Raw genomic sequence first — 17,527 nt, forward strand, 5'->3', positions numbered from 1 at the left:
AACCTCCAAGGAGCGTCAGCCTTCGTCGATCAGAATAAGCGCTTCAGCCAACGTCGGCTAGCGGCGTCGAGCTTCGATAACGGCGGTACGAGACAACGCCGTCCGAACATATCCTGAAGAATCATCCCACCTTCAGGAGAGGGCTGCACATGCTCGTGCAAGTTCTCGAGCTCGACGCGGAATGCTCCTCGATCAGTCGTAAGCTCCCACACCCATATGTTGTCTTTTTCGCGTATGCTGTGGATTTGCTCCACCTCTGGAACGAAATACCGGCGCTTCAGCTCCAGTCGAATCGCGATTTGGCTATCTTCGTCTAACTGCGTAATATCCGGAATGATCCCTATTTCGTTCCCATCGCTATTTCGAACGGATAAATAACGTTCCGCATGAGAGAAGGGAAACGTACGGTAAAGCTGAATCTCTGAAATGATGCTATCATTTTTTTTCGCACAAATGCAACTCAGGCAAAGAGATATTCCCCCTTAATTTCCGATATTTCCTGTTGGGCACGAACGAACTTGGCGTAGACCCATCTTGCGCCAACAGTTCTTCGTGCGAGCCTGAAAGGGGTGGGAACAAGCGCGAGCAGCGTAAGCTGCCAATTCATTGAAGCCATCATGGTAAAGATAGAACAGAACAGGAGCAATTGGCTGGGTACATGGATAATGCCACCGTTTGGGCCAATCATCTGCTGATGTAACCGGGATATCTTCGCCTTTGGCGAGAGCTTGCAGGAGGCGGCAGGCGAAGGAGAACTTTACGCTTTCCATTGAAGTGTACCTGACAAGCACTTGCGCTCCTCGTTCCGTATCAACGACAAGCGAGCCGCCGCCTATCGCATCGACAATTCGCGCTCCCGTCATGTCGTTGATAGATAATCTGTCAATGACTTCGCCTTGCTGTCGGCATAGAATGATGTCCGTGTCATAGATAAGCAGCCAGCGTTAGGATAACATGGCATCATCGTGCACATCCGCTTTACCGCAGAATAGCAGTTCGGATGAGCTGTAACCAGCCGTTGGAAAAGGCGGCGCTTCAATCAAATACAAGATTGTTCGTGCCCCCTTTGAAAAGGAAGAGTGGAAATACAAGAAGATAATGTTGGTAAATTGCAACACATTCAAGCAGTCGTTTAGGAGTTGTATTTTTCATGAAAATACGGTTAGAAAAACAATCAAAACGATAGTGCTCTAAATGCATGAAGCCGGCAGCGAGTTGCTGCCGGCTTCATGCGGTATATAAACATGGGAATCAACTTATTTCGTCAAGTCAATGACTCCTTGATAAATCGTGTCAAATAATTGTTCCAGATGCTCCTCTTCAATGCAGGAGAAGGCAATGCGCAGATCGCTTTCGCCAAGCGCGATAGTGCCTACGCCATACTGGTTCAAAAGATGGGTGCGAAGCGTCTCCGCTTGCACGGTGTTCAACTTCAAGCACATGAAATAACCGGAGTTGAACGGGTAATAGCTCCATATGTCTCCGTATTTTCCACTATCGAGCAAAGACTTCACTTTGTTGGCGCGGGATTTCATGATGTTGAACTTTTCTTGCTTCTGCGCATCGAAGTCGGGAGATTGCAGCGCGTGAAGCACGAAGGTCTGCGAAGGATGCGGCCCGCTGGAAATAGTCGCGCGAATAATGCCAAGCGTCTTCTGTTCAAGCGCGGATAGCAGTGCTTCGGACTCGGCGGCATACGTGATGAACCCGACACGGAAGCCCCATACATATTCTTCTTTCGTTGCGCCGTCTATCTTCACAGGCAGTACGTTCGGATGAAGGGATGCCAGACTGCCGAACAATGATTCATGCATGGAATCTTCAAAGAACAAGCCGAAGTAGGCATCGTCCGTCACGACGACAAGCCGCATTCCGGCTTCGGCCGCTTCCTGAATCGCAGCGACGATCGCTTGTCCTTCTTCTCGACCCGGCGTGTATCCTGTAGGGTTGTTCGGGAAGTTGAGCACGACGATGGCTTTGCCTTTCTTCCGGTTGGCTAGCAGCGCATCACGCAATCCATCGCTGTTGAATTTCCATTCTTCATTGTAGAGCGGATAGTATACCATCTCCGCACCGCGGCGGATGCCGAAGGTCAGGTCATAGTTCTCCCAATTTTTATCCGGCATGATGACGACGTCGCCCTCATCAGCGAACAAGTCGGCTACGATACTTAAACCATGCGTCAGCGCATTGGTCACAATCGGGTTGCTTATTTGCTTGCCTGCAAGCGAAGGGTTCTCCTTCAGCATCTTCTCGCGCCACAGCTTGCGCAGCTCTGGCTTGCCAGCCGGCGGTGCATACGGATAAATATCTTTTGGGTTAAAGGCGGAAAGCGAATCTTGAATGACACGAAGGTGCATCGGAGTTCCGCCTTCGGTCGCGATGCCGATCGTTGCGTTGAAAGTCTTCGCTTTGCTCGCTGCTTCCGCGGATTGGCTCAGAATGCCTTCCTTAGGGAAGTAGATCTGCTGAGCGAGGCGGGAGAGCATGGCATAAATGTTCGGATTGTCTTGGCGAATCGTTTCATTCAATTGTTGAGACAGTGGGTTCATGTATCGTCCATCCTTCCAACATCGTTCTTTTAGTGGCGGTTCAAAAAGCGCCCCTTTTTATCACGAAGTATACCTTGAACAGGCGCCTTTGAAGCTTACATAACTTTTTCCTATTATATCATCATTTTTCCACATTCGTCACGAAGGATTAGATTCAGCGACGCTCTTGCAAAAGCATGTACAAATTGTGACTTCAGGTGGTAGTATAGTAAAATAGTGCAAACTTTTCGAATAAAGATGCAGGAAATTTTCTCTCCTTAACCTAATAAATCTACTTTGCTTGTAAGAGCGATAGTGAAGGAGGCACTCACCGTGTTAAATGCTGCGCCGACTTTGTATGAATTAAAGCCGGCTTGTGCCAAGATTACGTGCGAACCGAATTGGAAATGGCTGAAGCGGGAGAAGGCAATGCCGAATTACGATTTGTTCTATGTATGGGGCGGGGAAGGGGAGCTGTTCCTCAATGATGAGCCGTATGACATTGGCAAAGGGAGCTGCTTCCTGTTTCGGCCGGGAGACCATACGTCCGCTACGCACAATCCACAGAAGCCGCTGACGCTGACGTATATCCATTTTGATATCAATACGGAAGTCACCGAGATTCCCGCGCCTTATCGGAAGTTGGAGGAGACGGTCGACTTCGAACATTTGCTTGCGCGCTATGTCCGCTTATTCTTGGCTGATACGTATGGGGCTGAGATCGAGGCGCAGCTCGTCTTAAAGCAGTTGATGATCCATCTGCTGCGTGTAGACAAGGAAGAGCCGGGCGAACGAAAGACAAGCCATCAATTAGCGGAGTCCATTCAAGAAATTGCGAATTACATCCGTCAAAATCCGGGAGCCAATCACCGTATACAAGATTTGGCGAAGCGGGCGCAGCTGTCGCCGCGTTATTTTTCCGTGAAATTCAAAGAGCTGATCGGCATGTCAGTACAGACCTATATTATTCGTTCCCGCATCGAGCGGGCGGAGCATCTTCTGCATCACGCAGGCATGAACGTCACTGAAGTGGCGGATGCGCTCGGTTATCGGGATATTTTCTTCTTCAGCCGCCAATTCAAGCAATACACCGGACGCAGTCCATCCGAAATCCGTTAAGGATACGGGCGGGGCGTGAATCGGTTAGAACATGAACAAGGCCGCTTCCGGTTCTCTTGTCCACATAGTGGAGAAGGAACGGAAGCGGCCTTGGCTTATATGTTGAAATTATCCGATGAGCAGCCGCAGCGCGCTCAAGCCTGCTGTTTCGGCTGGCGCTCCGGTCGCGCATGCAGCTGCCCCAAGCTTGCCCCCATCTTTACTTTCATGCCAAGCTGCAAATCGCTGCGCGGATCAAACGTGCCGCTCTCCGTCAGCAGCACAACCGTCGAACCGAATTCAAAGTAGGCAAGATCTTGTCCGCGTTCATAAGACGGCAGGACTGTATCATCCGTGTAGCGGATACTGCTCACGTTAAGCGCTCCTACTTTGACGACCGCCACTTCACCTGAAGCATGCCTAATATACGTAATTAACCGTTCGTTGCGGCTAAGCACTCTTGGCATATGACGCAGCCCGAAATCATTGACCGGGTATACACGTCCCGGCACATGCTCGCTCTCCACGGTGGTACCTTTTACAGGGGAGTGAATACGATGATAATCGGTAGGGCTCAAATAGAGCACAAAGCAGTAGCCCCGCTTGTACTTTTGCCGATGCGGCGATCGGTGCAGCAGCTCGTCGAGCGTATAGTCTTGTCCCTTAACGTTAAAGATGAGCCCCTCTTCAATCGGTCCCATACCCGTAATGAGCGCGTCGACAGGACTGAGCAAGGTCTGCTCCCCTTCGGTGAGCGGTCGCATACCCGGCTTTAATCGCCGCGTGAAGAAATCGTTCAGCGTGCGATATTCAAGGATCGGTTTCTCCGCTTCATCCACCTTTATTTTGTACGTCTTCGCGAAGGTGGGAATCAATTTCCGGCTAAATCCTGAGTTGGCAAAGCTTCCGGCTATGCGCGATACCCATTTGCGCGAGGACAATTCGGTTAACAGCCGTAACAGTCGTTTCTTCATCGTTTACAATCACCTGGTTTATGTGGCGCCGCCATGGGACGCCCTGTATTTTGTCATCACACAGAACCACGTTACCCGTGCTTCCTGTGGACTATCTTGACACAGAACGCCCCTTTTTTCAATACAATAGTACATAACGGCGCAAGCCAATTACCGATGTTGATGCTGATGAATTAGTGAAGCTCCATAAGCAATGGGATTGGTATATGTGGCCTTCCACGTTTCGATCTCATTTGCCTCGCGAAAGCTGTAACGTTGGTCCCGTCCGTTGCATTCGATAAATAAAGGCATTCCGTCCGGAGAGACTCCGATGTCGAGCCCGACATCTGCCAAGTGGGGAAGGACTTGAGACAGTCTGCATGCGACGCGCAGGGAGAATTCGCTCACGCGCTGGTGAAGCAAGGCATAGGCCAGATGGGGAAACGCGACTGCCGCCAAATCCTCGAAGCGTTGGACCTTACCGCCTTGTGCTACATTCGTTAAGAAGGTGTGCGGCGGAGCGACTTTGCCGACGATGCCTGTTACTTGCCATTCTCCCGATCCGTCACGTTGTACCGATACACGCAAGTCGAATGGGCGCTTGCGATACGTTGCCAAAGGAAGCAGCTGCTGCACGAGGTAGGTTTCATTGGCGAGCTTAGACATGACGCTCCAAGGCAGACTGCCGTGTCCCGTCTCCGCTATTCTCCAGTGGCGAACACGATTGGAAGTACGAGCCAAGTATGTGGTCTGCCATCTGGTCCGCACGCGTTCCAGCTTCATAACACCGCGCCCGATACTGCTGTTATCCGGCTTAAGTATGAGCGCATCGTAGCGATCCATCATTGCGGTGATGGAAGCTTGTTGCGCGATGGCTGTATCAGGGAGATGGGGGGCGATGCTGCGATCCGTGCGCAGCAGCTCGTGAATAGTTATTTTCCCGTACCGGTTTACTTGATTAAACAGAGCGACTTCACGCTCAACCAAAGCGCGGACGCGGGCATGTGCAGCCGAGCGAAAATAGATGGCCCGATTATGGATGACGCGGGGAAGAGGCATGCGACGCCTCACATAGCCCCCGCGTCCTCTCACATAGGCGGAGACCTCCATGTTGCGAATATCTATGTCTTCGATGCGGAAATAGCATGGAGTAACCCCGAACTGCCGGGCTGCTTCTTCATAAAAAGAAACCGCTTCGTGCTTTGTTTTTCCACGGATAAGTCCGCGCAATAAATTTGCATTGAACAAGATGCCGATTCGGTTATCGGACATGGACGTACCTCCTCCAGGTTCAAAGCGCAAGTACGCTTTGCCAGCGGCGATAATGCATCGTATGTATGTCCCCTGCCAAGGGTATGGACGAGTGCAGAAGGCCGAATGTCTAATTTCACGGTAAGAGGCAGTTTCAAAAGCTACTTTTGATAACAAAGGTTGGCAAGAAGCTAATTCGACATCGAAGCTTGCAGTGCGATTGGCAAAGGCGAACGATAGAATTAACGAAAGGAGGACCGTCATGCGCTTACCTAAAGTTGCAGTCATTACTCCGGGGACTTTTCCGATACCTTCCGGTTCCAGCAGCTCCGTGGAGCGTGTGGTTGAGTATGTGTCAGGCTTGGCTTCCGACCGGATGGAAGCTCGCATTTATTCGAAGCAGTGGTTCGGACAAGAACGGTATGGAACGGTTCGCGGCGTACCGTGCGAACGGGTCAGTGCGGGAAGCGCACGGATGTATTTGCAAGGGGTAATGCAGCGTCTGCGCTCGTTTGCTCCAGACATTATTCAGGTAGAGAACCGCCCCCGCTTCGTTCTGCCGCTCATCCGCTCCTTTCCGGATTCCCGGGTATGGCTCAGTCTCCATTCCACGACATTTATAAACCCGAAGCACATTGCACCGAGAATGCTGCGGCTGGCGCTGCGTGCCGTTGAACGAATATTTGTGAACAGCCGTTATTTGTTCAATCAAGTGGCGGCGGTATGCCCGGATTGTGCAGGCCGCATCATCATCAATCCGCTTGGGGTGGATGGAGAACGGTTTATATCCCGCTGGACAGATGACGGTGAACGGAGAGTGCGTGCGGGCAAGCAGATGCAGGGCTGGGAGCATCGCGACATCATTATGTATGTAGGGCGGATTATCCCCTTGAAAGGGGTGCACTTTTTGCTGCGGGCCTTGCCCCAAGTCATTGCGAAGCATCCGCAGGCGCTGTTTGTCATTGTCGGTAGCGCTTTTTACGGTTCCCCGCGGAAGACGGCCTATGTGCGCAAGCTGGAGCGAATCGGCAGAAGATACCCGCATCATGTCCGGTTCATCCCTTATGTTCCACATCAGGAAGTGCCAAAGTGGTATACGCTGGCCGATATTGTCGTGGTCTCGTCCGTGGCAAGGGAAGCATTCGGTCTCGTTAATCTCGAAGCGATGGCCTCTGGCGTGCCCGTCGTGGCGACCAGAGTAGGCGGAATTCAAGAAGTCGTAAAAGACGGGGTGACTGGGCTGCTCGTCCCTCCGTTCCGCTTGAAGGAGCAATTGACCGGAGCGTTAGTTCATATGTTGGGGGATAGTGAAATGAGGCGCCGCATGGGAGAGGCAGCCGTGCAGCATGTGCAGACCCATTTCACTTGGAAACAAACGGCGGAACGGTGGGCGGATGAGGTATGCGGATGCCAAATCGAGTAGAAGCGATATTTACTCCATATCCGAAAAAAAGCGCATTTTCTAAATGTTGGGCAGGGAACGGCATAGGCGAGTGACGGGATAGCACTTGGGTGCATATAATGCTTTAGGTTTAGACTGTAGCCCGTCGGAAAGGAGAGAGCACATGAAAAAAAAGAAAGAAAACCGTCCAGCTAAGGGCAAGAGGCCGCTCTATTATGTGGATAATCCGAACACGTCGGAATTGCAAATGCTGGACCGTATGTCCAAATCGATTAAGAGCAAAGAAGCACAGCAAAAGAAAGCCAGCATTAATGCGCTGGCAGAGCCGCCTGCCGAGATAATTGCGCCGGCAGCGCAAACTAATCAAGATGCGCCCGGAACGCTTTCCAACCTCTTGCAGGAGGAATTATTCGTCACATCCGAAGCGAAGCCGGCTGAGACCATCACCGCTTCTGCTGCAGAACGGGTTCAAGCGGATTTATCTCCGTCCGATGCGGCGGTTTCAAGTCATGACCAAGTCCCGGAGGCCCGGGGGATCCAGAGCTTGCAGGAACCTGCTGCTGCCGGAGCTTCCAAAGTCTCCAAAGTCTCCAAAGTCTCTAAAGTCTCCAAAGAAAAAGTTCCCGAGCCTGCTCCGCAGCCAGAGACGCATGCAGCCATTATCCCGAATTCTCCGCCTCCTCCCGCATCGTCATCTCCAGCGATTCCAGCAACGAATTCTTCAACAGATGATCCAGCCAGCAGCCAGCAAACCGAGGAGTCTGGCTCCGTTCCTGCAGCCTCTAAGAGCCGATCGGCAGAAGGTAGAATAGGGGATGGCAGAAAGGCGGAAGGAAACTTACTGCCGGACACAAAGCCAAAAACAGTTCGGGATGAAGAGAAGCTAGAGCAGAAGAAGGAAGAGGAAAGGGCGCAGTGGTTGGCGGAAAAGCGAAGCCAAGCACGTGCCAAAGCGTTTGTATACACCGATGACATCGCGGATGAAGCTGTCACAGACGAGAAGTTGGCTTCTTACTCCATTAGCGGTTCTAAACTGAAGCGGGAAAGCGTGGATACGGACGCCTTGTGCGACTACGCTGTTTCCGCCATTAAGATAGCGGATAACGCAGTAACGGGCTCAAAGCTCGCTCCGGAATCGATATCCGGAGAGCATTTAATACGCAATGCCATATCCGGAAGTAAAATTCGGGACCGTTCCATTACAGGCGGGAAAATTAAAGACGGAAGCATTACTTCAGAGAAGCTGGCGGACAAAACGATTGACTCCGACAAAATTGCCGAGGGCTCCATTCAAACGAAACATTTAAGTGGATTTATTATTACTTCCGAATTAATTCAGGATCAATCGATTACTTCGGACAAAATTCGCAGCGGCGCCATTCAAATCGAAAACTTGGCTAATGAGGTTGTCGATGCATCTAAGCTGGGTGAGGACGCGATTACGACATCAAAGATACGAAACGGCGCAGTGACGGGTGACAAGTTGGCCGCGGGCAGTGTGAGAACTCCGCATCTAGTAGATGGCAGTGTGTCTGGTCGAGCAATAGCCGATCAAGCCGTAGAAAGCCGCCATATCGGTCACGGACAGATTCAGGGCATTCATATAGCTCCCGGGTCCTTAATCGGATCTCAGCTTCAGGCTCGCTCCGTCCATGGCAGCCACATCGCTTCAGGCTCCATTGAGTCCAAACATCTTCATGAAGAAGCAGTACGGCAGGAGCATATCGGGCAGAGCGAGATTCAAAGCTGGCACCTTAGTGAGCAATCCGTTAACGCGGAGAAGCTAGCCGACCAGGCAATTACGACGATGAAGCTCGTCGATCATGCAGTAACTGCCTCCAAGATAGCCGATCAGAGTATTGTCTCTACGAAAATAGCCGATGAAGTGGTCCAGTCCCGGCATATTGCGAAACAATCGATCGGTTCGCAGAATATAGCTCCGCTATCCGTGAATGCACAGCATATTCATCCGGATGCTATCGGAGGAGAACATATCGAGCAGGACTCCATCGCGGATAAGCACCTCAAGGACGGGGCGGTAAAAGCGTATAATATTGCACCCGGGGCGGTCCAGGGCCAACACTTGGATGTGCGAGCGATTAACACGACGCACCTTGAAGATGGTGCGGTGACGACGGAGAAGCTGGCTCTGCAAAGCATTACGACAGATCGCGTCGCTGACGAATCCGTTACGCGGCAGAAGCTGGCGGAATGGAGTGTCACTTCGGATAAATTGGCAGACGACAGCGTCTTGGCACGACACCTCAGCGATGGTGCCGTCAGTTCGCCGGCCATTGAACAGAACGCCGTGCTTGAGGGGCACATTGCACCGGGAGCGATCGGCAGCGAGCATATCCGCTCTCAGACGATCGAATCCGCCATGCTGAAGCAAGAAGCGGTTACCAGTGATAAGATTGCTCCTCATTCGATACGGGATCGGCATATCGGAGCAGGTGTCGTTCATTCCCATCACTTAGCTGATCATGTTGTCACTTCGCTGAAGCTGTCCCCGGAAAGCGTATCTACCGATAAGCTGAGCGACATGTCGGTCACCTCCATCAAGCTGGCGAATATGAGCGTGACTACTGACAAATTGGCGATAGACAGCGTGGAGGCCATTCACTTGTCCGAGGGTTCCGTCACTTCTGAAGCGATACGGGACGCGTCGATACTGCCACTGCACATTTCGGCTTCGGCCATCGGAAGCGATCATCTGCAGCCGGATTCGATTAACAGCCAAGCGATTCAAAGCGAAGCGATAAATACGGAACATGTGGCACCTCACAGTATTACCTCCCGGCAATTGGCACCTGACAGTGTTCAAGCCGTTCATATCGCCGATGATACGATTGGCAGCATGCACCTTCGTCAGCATAGCATCGAGAGCGCGCATTTGCAGGACGGGGCGGTCACAGAGGAGAAGCTGGCTGGAGACAGTGTAACTTCTGAGCATATCCAAGCGGCTAGCGTTACCGAAACACATGTTCAGGACGGGGTCATTACTTCCCGCAAGTTGGCTCATGAAGCGGTGCAATCTGAGCATCTGTCTGAAGGTTCAATTCAAGAGCGACACCTTGCTCCGCGCTCGGTCAATGAAACCCATATCCAACCGCAAGCCATTACGGCCGATATGCTGCAGGATAACAGCATCACGAACGATAAGCTGGCACCTCAAGCCATTATGAGCAAGCATATTGCGCTCGAAACAATCTCAGGCAAGCATTTGCGGGTCGAATCTATTCAAGGCTATCATTTGAAAAAAGGAACGGTTTCCTTGCTGCATCTCGGCCCGGATGTGCTCTCAGGTGATTTTCTTCCGGAAAACGGCCTGCCTGGGCGCAAACTGCAGTCGGAATCGATTCAAAGCACGCATTTGGGCGACTCTGTCATTCGAGAACGGCATGTAGACACAGGAGCCGTTACCTCGTCCAAAATCGCTCCGTATGCCGTTACAAGCGAACATCTGGAAGCAGGGGCTGTAACAAGCGGACATATTGCGCAGCATGCCGTGACGAGCAGCCATATTCAGGAAGGAGCCGTGACGGAACGGCATATAGCTGAAGACAGCATATCGGGATTGCATCTGCAAGAAGGCGTAATATCCAGCTTGCATATGGCTGCCGATGCAGTACGCTCAGAGGCGATTGCGGAAGGTGAAATCTGCAGTCGGCACATCGCAAAGCATGCGGTTGTTGAAGAGCACTTGGCTGAAGGCTCGGTATCCATGGAGCATTTACAAAAGGATTCCGTCGCCGGTGAGCATTTGCGCAGCTCTTCGATCGGTTCACATCACTTGCAGCCGGATTTGATTGAGTCGAAACATTTGAAGTCAGGCATTATTTTATCGGAGCATTTGACCGAGGGGGTCGTGCTGCCTCATCATTTGCGCGAACAGATTATTAACGAAGCGCACTTGCAATCGGGTATTGTCCGGACGGATACGCTGCAAGACGGTGCCGTTCATGCAAGTAAAATGGCCGAGGGAGCCGTGCAAAGCAGACAGTTGGCTGAGCAAGCGGTTGAGCCCCGTCATTTGACAGACGAGGCGGTTCAAAGCCGCCACTTGGCGGAAGGTTCCGTAGAGGGCCGTCATCTGGCCGGATGCGAGGTTGGCGCGGAGCACATCGTACCGATGTCGATTAAGAGCCGCCATTTGGCAGAGAACAGCATCCAGAGAAATCATCTGGCGCCTGGAGTCGTGCAGACGAAGAATGTGGAGAATGATGCGGTCACTTCTGAAAAAATAGCACCGAAAGCGGTGCGCAGCGAGCATATTGAACCTCGTGCCATCGCGGCTTATATGCTGCAGGATGCAAGCATCATCAATGAGAAGCTGGCGGATGGCAGCGTTACGAGCAACAAGATTGCGAAGCGCACCGTGCATTCCGCACATCTCAACTCCCAATCTGTACAGTCCGATCATATCGGCAATGAGGCGGTCGAAGCGCGTCATATTGCAGACCGTGCTGTACGGACTCATCATATCGGACCTGGCGAAGTGGATGGCACGCATATCGCCGAAGCCTCTATCTTCGGACCGCATTTGCGGCAAGCCTCGATTCGGAGCGATCATCTGGCAGACGGCTCGATCTCGAGTGACAAGTTGACGGACGGAGCGGTAACAGAGAGCAAGCTGGGGCGCGGAACGGTAAGCAGCGAGCATTTGCAGCTGCAGTCCATTACGAATGCGGTTCTGAAGGATGGCTGCGTAACGGTCGACAAGATTGCGGCTGACAGCATCACTTCGGAAAAATTAAGCGCCCATGCTGTAGGTTCTGCACAATTGGCGCTCGAAGCGGTCAAGGAAGAGCATCTAGAGAATGGTGCTATCGGTTCGCGTCAGATCGCTGCTCAAGCGGTGCGGGGACATCATATCGGATCTGGCGAAATTGCCACTTTCCACCTTCAGGCTAACATCGTGGGCTCTGAACAACTGAAGGCTTCCTCCGTACGGGAAGAGCATATCGCAGATGCCGCCATTACTGGAGAGAAGCTGCAAGAACGCTCCGTAACTGGAAAAACTATTGCGCCGAAGGCAGTGTCGGGGGAGCACATTCAAGATGCTGCCATTACGACCGATATGTTGCAGGCAGGCAGCGTCACGAGTGGGAAGCTGGCGCATGGTACGGTAGGCGGTGAACATCTATCGCGGCAAGCGGTCGGACCGCAGCATTTGCAGTTGAACAGCGTGCAGACAGAGCATATCCAGGATGAGTCGATTCATGGAGCGAAGCTGGCGGAGCGCGCGGTGTCGAGCACGAAGCTGGCAACGGGAGCCGTTCAGGCCGATCATATCGAAGCCGGGGCTGTGCAAAAGCAGAGCCTGGCTGACGGCAGCGTCACCACGTCGAAGCTGGCGAATGGCGCGGTGACGGCCGAACAGTTGGCTGATGGCAGCGTATCTGCGCACAAATTGCAGGCAGAATCGATTCAGCGCAAGCATGTAGCAGCCAACGCGGTAGGAGAAGATCAGATTAGCTACGGGGCGGTGAAGGGAAGGCACATCCAGGCGGGTGAAATCTCTTCGGCACATCTCCAGCCGATGTCTATCCGACCGGAACATATTCTTCCAGGGGCTTTTCAGCTCAATCATTTGGCGATGGATGGATTGAACGGTGAGCACATCGCAGATTCATCGATTAGCGGAGCTAAATTGAAGGAGCAGAGCATTGCGTCGTTACATCTGCAGCCTGCCGCGGTGACGGAAGCGGCGTTAGCAGATGGCAGCGTAAGCGGAGCGAAGCTGGCGCCGGACGCCGTAGATGGCGAGCATCTGGCGAGCGGTTCAGTGGGAGCGGAGCATTTGCAAGCGGGAGCGGTCGGCAGCGAGCAGCTCAGAAGCGGAGCGGTGACTGCGACGCATGTGCAATTGGGAGCCATAGGCAGCACGCATGTGCAGCCGAATGCGATTGGTGCGGAGCATCTGCAGCCTGCCGCGGTGACGGAAGCGGCGTTAGCAGACGGCAGCGTAAGCGGAGCGAAGCTGGCACCGGGAGCCGTGGAAGGCGAGCATCTGGCGAGCGGTTCAGTGGGAGCGGAGCATTTGCAGGCGGGAGCGGTCGGCAGCGAGCAGCTCAGAAGCGGAGCGGTGACTGCGACGCATGTGCAATTGGGAGCCATAGGCAGCGCGCATGTGCAGCCGAGTGCGATTGGTGCGGAGCATCTGCAGCCTGCTGCGGTGACGGAAGCGGCGTTAGCAGATGGCAGCGTAAGCGGGGCGAAGCTAGCACCGAACACCGTAGATGGTGAGCATTTGGCGAGCGGCTCGGTGGGAGCAGAACATTTGCAGACGGGTGCAGTTGGCTGCGAGCAGCTTAGAAGCGGAGCGGTCAATGCCACGCATGTGCAGTTCGGCTCTATCGGCAGCTCGCATGTGCAACCGAGTACGATCGGAGCCCAGCATCTGCAGCCTGCCGCTGTAACAGAAGCGGCGTTAGCAGATGGCAGCGTAAGCGGGTCGAAGCTAGCACCGGACACTGTAGATGGTGAGCATCTGTTGAGTGGTTCGGTGGGAGCGGAGCATTTGCAGGCGGGCGCAGTCGGCAGCGTGCAGCTCAGAAGCGGAGCGGTGACTGCGACGCATGTGCAATTGGGAGCCATCGGCAATGCGCATGTGCAGCCGTCCGCGATCGGTGCAGAGCATCTGCAGGACGGAGCGATAAGCGAAGCAGCCCTTGCCGACGGCAGCGTGAGCGGAGCGAAGCTGGCATCAGGAGCCGTAGATGGCGAGCATCTGGCGAGCGGTTCAGTGGGAGCGGAGCATTTGCAGGCGGGAGCGGTAGGCAGCGAGCAGCTTAGAAGCGGAGCGGTGACTGCGACGCATGTGCAATTGGGGGCCATCGGCAATGCGCATGTTCAGCCGAGTGCGATTGGAGCCGAGCATCTGGCGAGCCGTTCAGTGGGGGCGGAGCATTTACAAGCGGGAGCGGTAGGCAGTGAGCAGCTCAGAAGCGGAGCGGTGACTGCGACGCATGTACAATTGGGAGCTATCGGCAGCGCGCATGTGAGGCCGTCCGCGATCGGTGCAGAGCATCTGCAGGACGGAGCGATAAGCGAAGCAGCCCTTGCCGACGGCAGCGTGAGCGGAGCGAAGCTGGCATCAGGAGCCGTAGATGGCGAGCATCTGGCGAGCGGTTCAGTAGGAGCGGAGCATTTGCAGGCGGGAGCGGTAGGTAGCGAGCAGCTTAGAAGCGGAGCGGTGACTGCGACGCATGTGCAATTGGGGGCCATCGGCAATGCGCATGTTCAGCCGAGTGCGATTGGAGCCGAGCATCTGGCGAGCCGTTCAGTGGGGGCGGAGCATTTACAAGCGGGAGCGGTCGGCAGTGAGCAGCTCAGCAGCGGAGCGGTGACTGCGACGCATGTACAATTGGGAGCCATCGGAAGTGTGCATGTACAGCCGAATGCGATTGGTGCGGAGCATCTGCAGGACGGGATGATAAGCGAAGCAGCCCTTGCCGACGGCAGCGTAAGCGGAGCGAAGCTGGCACCGGGAGCCGTGGAAGGTGAGCACCTGGCGAGCGGCTCGGTGGGAGCGGAGCAATTGCAGACGGGCGCAGTCGGCAGCGTGCAGCTCAGAAGCGGCGCAGTTAATGCGACACATGTGCAATTGGGAGCTATCGGCAGCGTGCATGTGAGGCCGTCCGCGATCGGTGCAGAGCATCTGCAAGATGGGGCAGTGGGCGATTCGGCCCTTGCAGACGGCAGTATTAGCGGGGTGAAGCTGGCATCGGGTGCGATTGGAGGCGAACAGATTGCTGCAGGTTCCATTGGTATATCTCACCTGAGCGAACACACCTTGACGCTGCTGGCAGGTGCCGCACAACAGCCACATCCAACCCCTGCAACGCTGGACACGATTAAGGGAGGCGGCCTTGGCAACGGAATTATCGAAGCCCGGCATATGCAAGCCGACGCGATTGGGAGCACTGCGCTGCAAGACGGCGCCGTTACTACAGTTAAGCTGGCGACTCAAGCGGTAGGCTCCATTCACTTACAGGATCAGAGCGTTAAGGCCGCTCATCTGGAGCCATATTCGGTTGGCTCGGAACAACTGGATACGCATGCCGTGCATAGCGATCATATTGCTCCGAATACGATACTTGCGAAGCACATTTCCTATGGAGCTATTCACAGTTCTCATCTGGCGGCGGGAGAAATATGGGGCACGCATATCGCCGCCGACGCGATTGAAGCCGGTCACCTTGCACCTAATGCTGTACAATCGGTTCATATCGGCCACGACAGCGTGCAATCCGAACACCTGCAGGCTCAAAGCGTCGATTCGGAGCATATCCGGAACGGAGCGGTACGGGAAGCAGCTATAGCCGACGGGAGTGTATCCGCCATGAAGCTGGCGGATCAGAGCGTAGCTGCGAAGCATCTAAGCCCGCAAGTCGTACAGCAGGAGCATCTGTCCTTCGACCTGATTACCGAACAGCATTTACAAGAAGGCAGCGTCGGTGCCGGTCATTTGCAGCCAGGAGCCGTAACGGTTGAAGCCTGCTCTTTCGGTCCGGTCCGTACAGGGAATGGAAAGCCAGCAGCATTGCAGCAGTTCGGAATGACGGCATTTACGTTCAGTGATCATGACGAAAAAATAGAGCTGGCCATTCCATTTGAGGAAGCCTACGCAGGCTGTAATTACACGATTGTGGCGATGACCAATCACTCCGCTTGCTATGCTGTTCTAAAATCACAGGCACCGGATCATGCCGTAATTGAAATCATTCGTATGAGAATTAGCCCGCAGCCAGCTGGATTCGTATCCTGGATTGCGCTTGGCTGAATACGGGTGTCAATGAGTCAGTTCAAGAAGAGAAGAAGCCGTTGGCATACGTTGACGGCTTCTCTTTTTTTTGATCATTTTAGAATGTATAAGAAAAATCGGGATAAAAGATGTCCTTCGCCTTGAGTCGTCACGTTCCCTTTCCCTTTCAGACGAAAAGATGTTATCGGGCCCCGTGAAGTTGCTCTTATGACCATTCTCCCATACAGTCAGGAGGGATAACGTCGAGGTTAAGTGATATGTCCGTTTCTATACCATTACATTAGGCGGCCGAATATGATGTCAATCAACCAGAGTGGTCGTTTGTCGTGTCGGTTATGTAGCAAAGCGTCCGTTCCCGTTCGGATTGCCTGCGCTTCAGGAAAAAAGCCGAGCGCGTCTGAATGCGCGCGATGAGCTCCGGCAGAGATACGATGAGCAGCGCAATCAATAGCCAGACGTTCCAGGTGCCCACTGGTTCATCCTGCCCGTCCGGTTACGGAATGACACGGTATAGAATAAGTATCATGCTAAAGAAGAAGAAAATGAACCGTTCGATCGGGTCATTTCCTTCTTCTTTATTGTTGGTGCATGAATCGCTGCTAATTTCCGCATGTGCGGGACGGCATATGTACAGATGCCGTTGCAACATTCCGGTTCATTCATACAATGTGATGTATACAGAGGCGGAAACGTAAACAGGAGGTGATACGAATTGCGTCAGGCGAAGCGGCTTCGACCGCGGTTCACGCGAGGGCGTAAACGGCGCACTCGCATGCGGTTCATAGGTACTCATCCTCATCCTGTCGTCTCGGTCATTATTCCTGTCATGAACGAACGGCGCACGATTTCCCGCGTTATTAAAGAGGCTGCAAGGGTGCACCCGCAGACCGAAGTCATCGTCGTCTGCAACGGAACGACGGATGGCTCGGATCGAATTGCCGCAGCCTTGGGCGTTCGCTTGCTCCGTTTCCCATCACCGCTTGGTCATGATGTGGGCCGTACTGTCGGAGCCCAGGCGGCTGGAGGGGACATATTACTATTTATTGATGGGGACATGATTATTCCGGCTTCGAAACTGCGGCCTTTTATTACAGCGGTGGCAGGTGGGATTGACGTCGCTTTGAACGACTATTCGGGGCCTACCAACAAGCGTGAGGTACATCGGGTCGTCTTGGCCAAGCATGCTTTGAACACTTTGCTGTCCAGGCCGGAGCTGAAGGGGACATCGCTTACTGCGGTCCCTCATGCTATTAGCCGCCGCACCTTGGATACTATCGGCTCGGAGGCGTTATCCGTTCCGCCGCTCGCGCATGCCATGTCCGTTCTGCGTGGGCTTAACGTCAAAGCGGTGCACGCTGTCGACGTGGGCAAGCTGAATCCGATTCGAGTTCACGGTCGGGATCCGCTTGAGCATATGATTCAATATGATCATTTGCAAGCAGTGCGTTGGATCGTTGAACAGGCTGGAGATCGTGGAGGTCATTCCGATTTAACAAGACAACGAGGGCGGGTGAAATGACGC

Annotated in this window: 10 protein-coding genes; 4 read left to right on the forward strand and 6 right to left on the reverse strand. The window is 53.6% G+C overall.

Annotated elements, in window-relative coordinates; genetic code table 11:
* Positions 1 to 29 precede the first annotated feature (29 nt).
* The 3 genes from LQV63_RS12465 to LQV63_RS12475 all read right to left on the reverse strand — a co-directional run bounded on the left by LQV63_RS12465 (position 30) and on the right by LQV63_RS12475 (position 2,552).
* Positions 30 to 476: a DUF1854 domain-containing protein gene (locus LQV63_RS12465; protein ID WP_325175880.1), complete on the reverse strand. Its 447-nt coding sequence runs from the start codon at positions 474 to 476 to the stop codon at positions 30 to 32.
* A gap of 6 nt (positions 477 to 482) precedes the next feature.
* A complete protein-coding gene (locus LQV63_RS12470) occupies positions 483 to 863 on the reverse strand; it encodes a hypothetical protein (RefSeq protein ID WP_233696955.1) in 381 nt (126 codons plus the stop codon).
* 393 nt (positions 864 to 1,256) lie between these two features.
* Complete coding sequence (locus tag LQV63_RS12475) at positions 1,257 to 2,552, reverse strand: aminotransferase class I/II-fold pyridoxal phosphate-dependent enzyme (protein ID WP_233696956.1); 1,296 nt, start codon at positions 2,550 to 2,552, stop codon at positions 1,257 to 1,259.
* Between the two features lie 312 nt (positions 2,553 to 2,864).
* Between LQV63_RS12475 and LQV63_RS12480 the strand changes: the two genes are divergently transcribed.
* Positions 2,865 to 3,650 carry a helix-turn-helix domain-containing protein gene (locus tag LQV63_RS12480; protein WP_233696957.1) on the forward strand — a complete coding sequence of 262 codons (786 nt, stop codon included), beginning with the start codon at positions 2,865 to 2,867 and terminating at the stop codon, positions 3,648 to 3,650.
* Positions 3,651 to 3,784: 134 nt separating this feature from the next.
* Here the strand turns inward: LQV63_RS12480 and asd are convergent, their stop codons facing one another.
* Together asd and LQV63_RS12490 are read right to left on the reverse strand one after the other, a co-directional pair.
* On the reverse strand, positions 3,785 to 4,603 hold the full coding sequence (gene asd / locus LQV63_RS12485; protein ID WP_019419259.1) for an archaetidylserine decarboxylase: 819 nt from the start codon (positions 4,601 to 4,603) through the stop codon (positions 3,785 to 3,787).
* Positions 4,604 to 4,753: 150 nt separating this feature from the next.
* Positions 4,754 to 5,854 (reverse strand): YheC/YheD family endospore coat-associated protein, encoded by a 1,101-nt coding sequence (locus LQV63_RS12490; RefSeq protein ID WP_233696958.1) that lies wholly within the window; start codon positions 5,852 to 5,854, stop codon positions 4,754 to 4,756.
* Between the two features lie 241 nt (positions 5,855 to 6,095).
* On the opposite strand from LQV63_RS12490, the gene LQV63_RS12495 reads away from it, so the two are divergent.
* Entirely contained in the window at positions 6,096 to 7,256 is a 1,161-nt protein-coding gene (locus tag LQV63_RS12495) for a glycosyltransferase family 4 protein (protein WP_233696959.1), read from the forward strand.
* Between the two features lie 142 nt (positions 7,257 to 7,398).
* Positions 7,399 to 16,023: a WIAG-tail domain gene (locus LQV63_RS12500; protein ID WP_233696960.1), complete on the forward strand. Its 8,625-nt coding sequence runs from the start codon at positions 7,399 to 7,401 to the stop codon at positions 16,021 to 16,023.
* 286 nt (positions 16,024 to 16,309) lie between these two features.
* Here LQV63_RS12500 and LQV63_RS12505 read toward each other — a convergent pair whose 3' ends face one another.
* Positions 16,310 to 16,477 carry a hypothetical protein gene (locus LQV63_RS12505; RefSeq protein WP_233696961.1) on the reverse strand — a complete coding sequence of 56 codons (168 nt, stop codon included), beginning with the start codon at positions 16,475 to 16,477 and terminating at the stop codon, positions 16,310 to 16,312.
* Between the two features lie 240 nt (positions 16,478 to 16,717).
* On the opposite strand from LQV63_RS12505, the gene LQV63_RS12510 reads away from it, so the two are divergent.
* Positions 16,718 to 17,524 carry a glycosyltransferase family 2 protein gene (locus LQV63_RS12510; protein WP_233696962.1) on the forward strand — a complete coding sequence of 269 codons (807 nt, stop codon included), beginning with the start codon at positions 16,718 to 16,720 and terminating at the stop codon, positions 17,522 to 17,524.
* Positions 17,525 to 17,527 lie beyond the last annotated feature (3 nt).

Origin of the sequence: Paenibacillus profundus, from assembly GCF_021369635.1 — a bacterium.
Lineage (GTDB): Bacteria > Bacillota > Bacilli > Paenibacillales > Paenibacillaceae > Paenibacillus_B > Paenibacillus_B profundus.

Bases quoted from the DNA above. Each gene is read 5' to 3' on its own strand.
- LQV63_RS12470 (WP_233696955.1), bottom strand. From the start codon at position 863: ATGACGGGAGCGCGAATTGTCGATGCGATAGGCGGCGGCTCGCTTGTC.
- LQV63_RS12475 (WP_233696956.1), bottom strand. From the start codon at position 2,552: ATGAACCCACTGTCTCAACAATTGAATGAAACGATTCGCCAAGACAAT.
- asd (WP_019419259.1), bottom strand. From the start codon at position 4,603: ATGAAGAAACGACTGTTACGGCTGTTAACCGAATTGTCCTCGCGCAAA.
- LQV63_RS12490 (WP_233696958.1), bottom strand. From the start codon at position 5,854: ATGTCCGATAACCGAATCGGCATCTTGTTCAATGCAAATTTATTGCGC.
- LQV63_RS12495 (WP_233696959.1), top strand. From the start codon at position 6,096: ATGCGCTTACCTAAAGTTGCAGTCATTACTCCGGGGACTTTTCCGATA.
- LQV63_RS12500 (WP_233696960.1), top strand. From the start codon at position 7,399: ATGAAAAAAAAGAAAGAAAACCGTCCAGCTAAGGGCAAGAGGCCGCTC.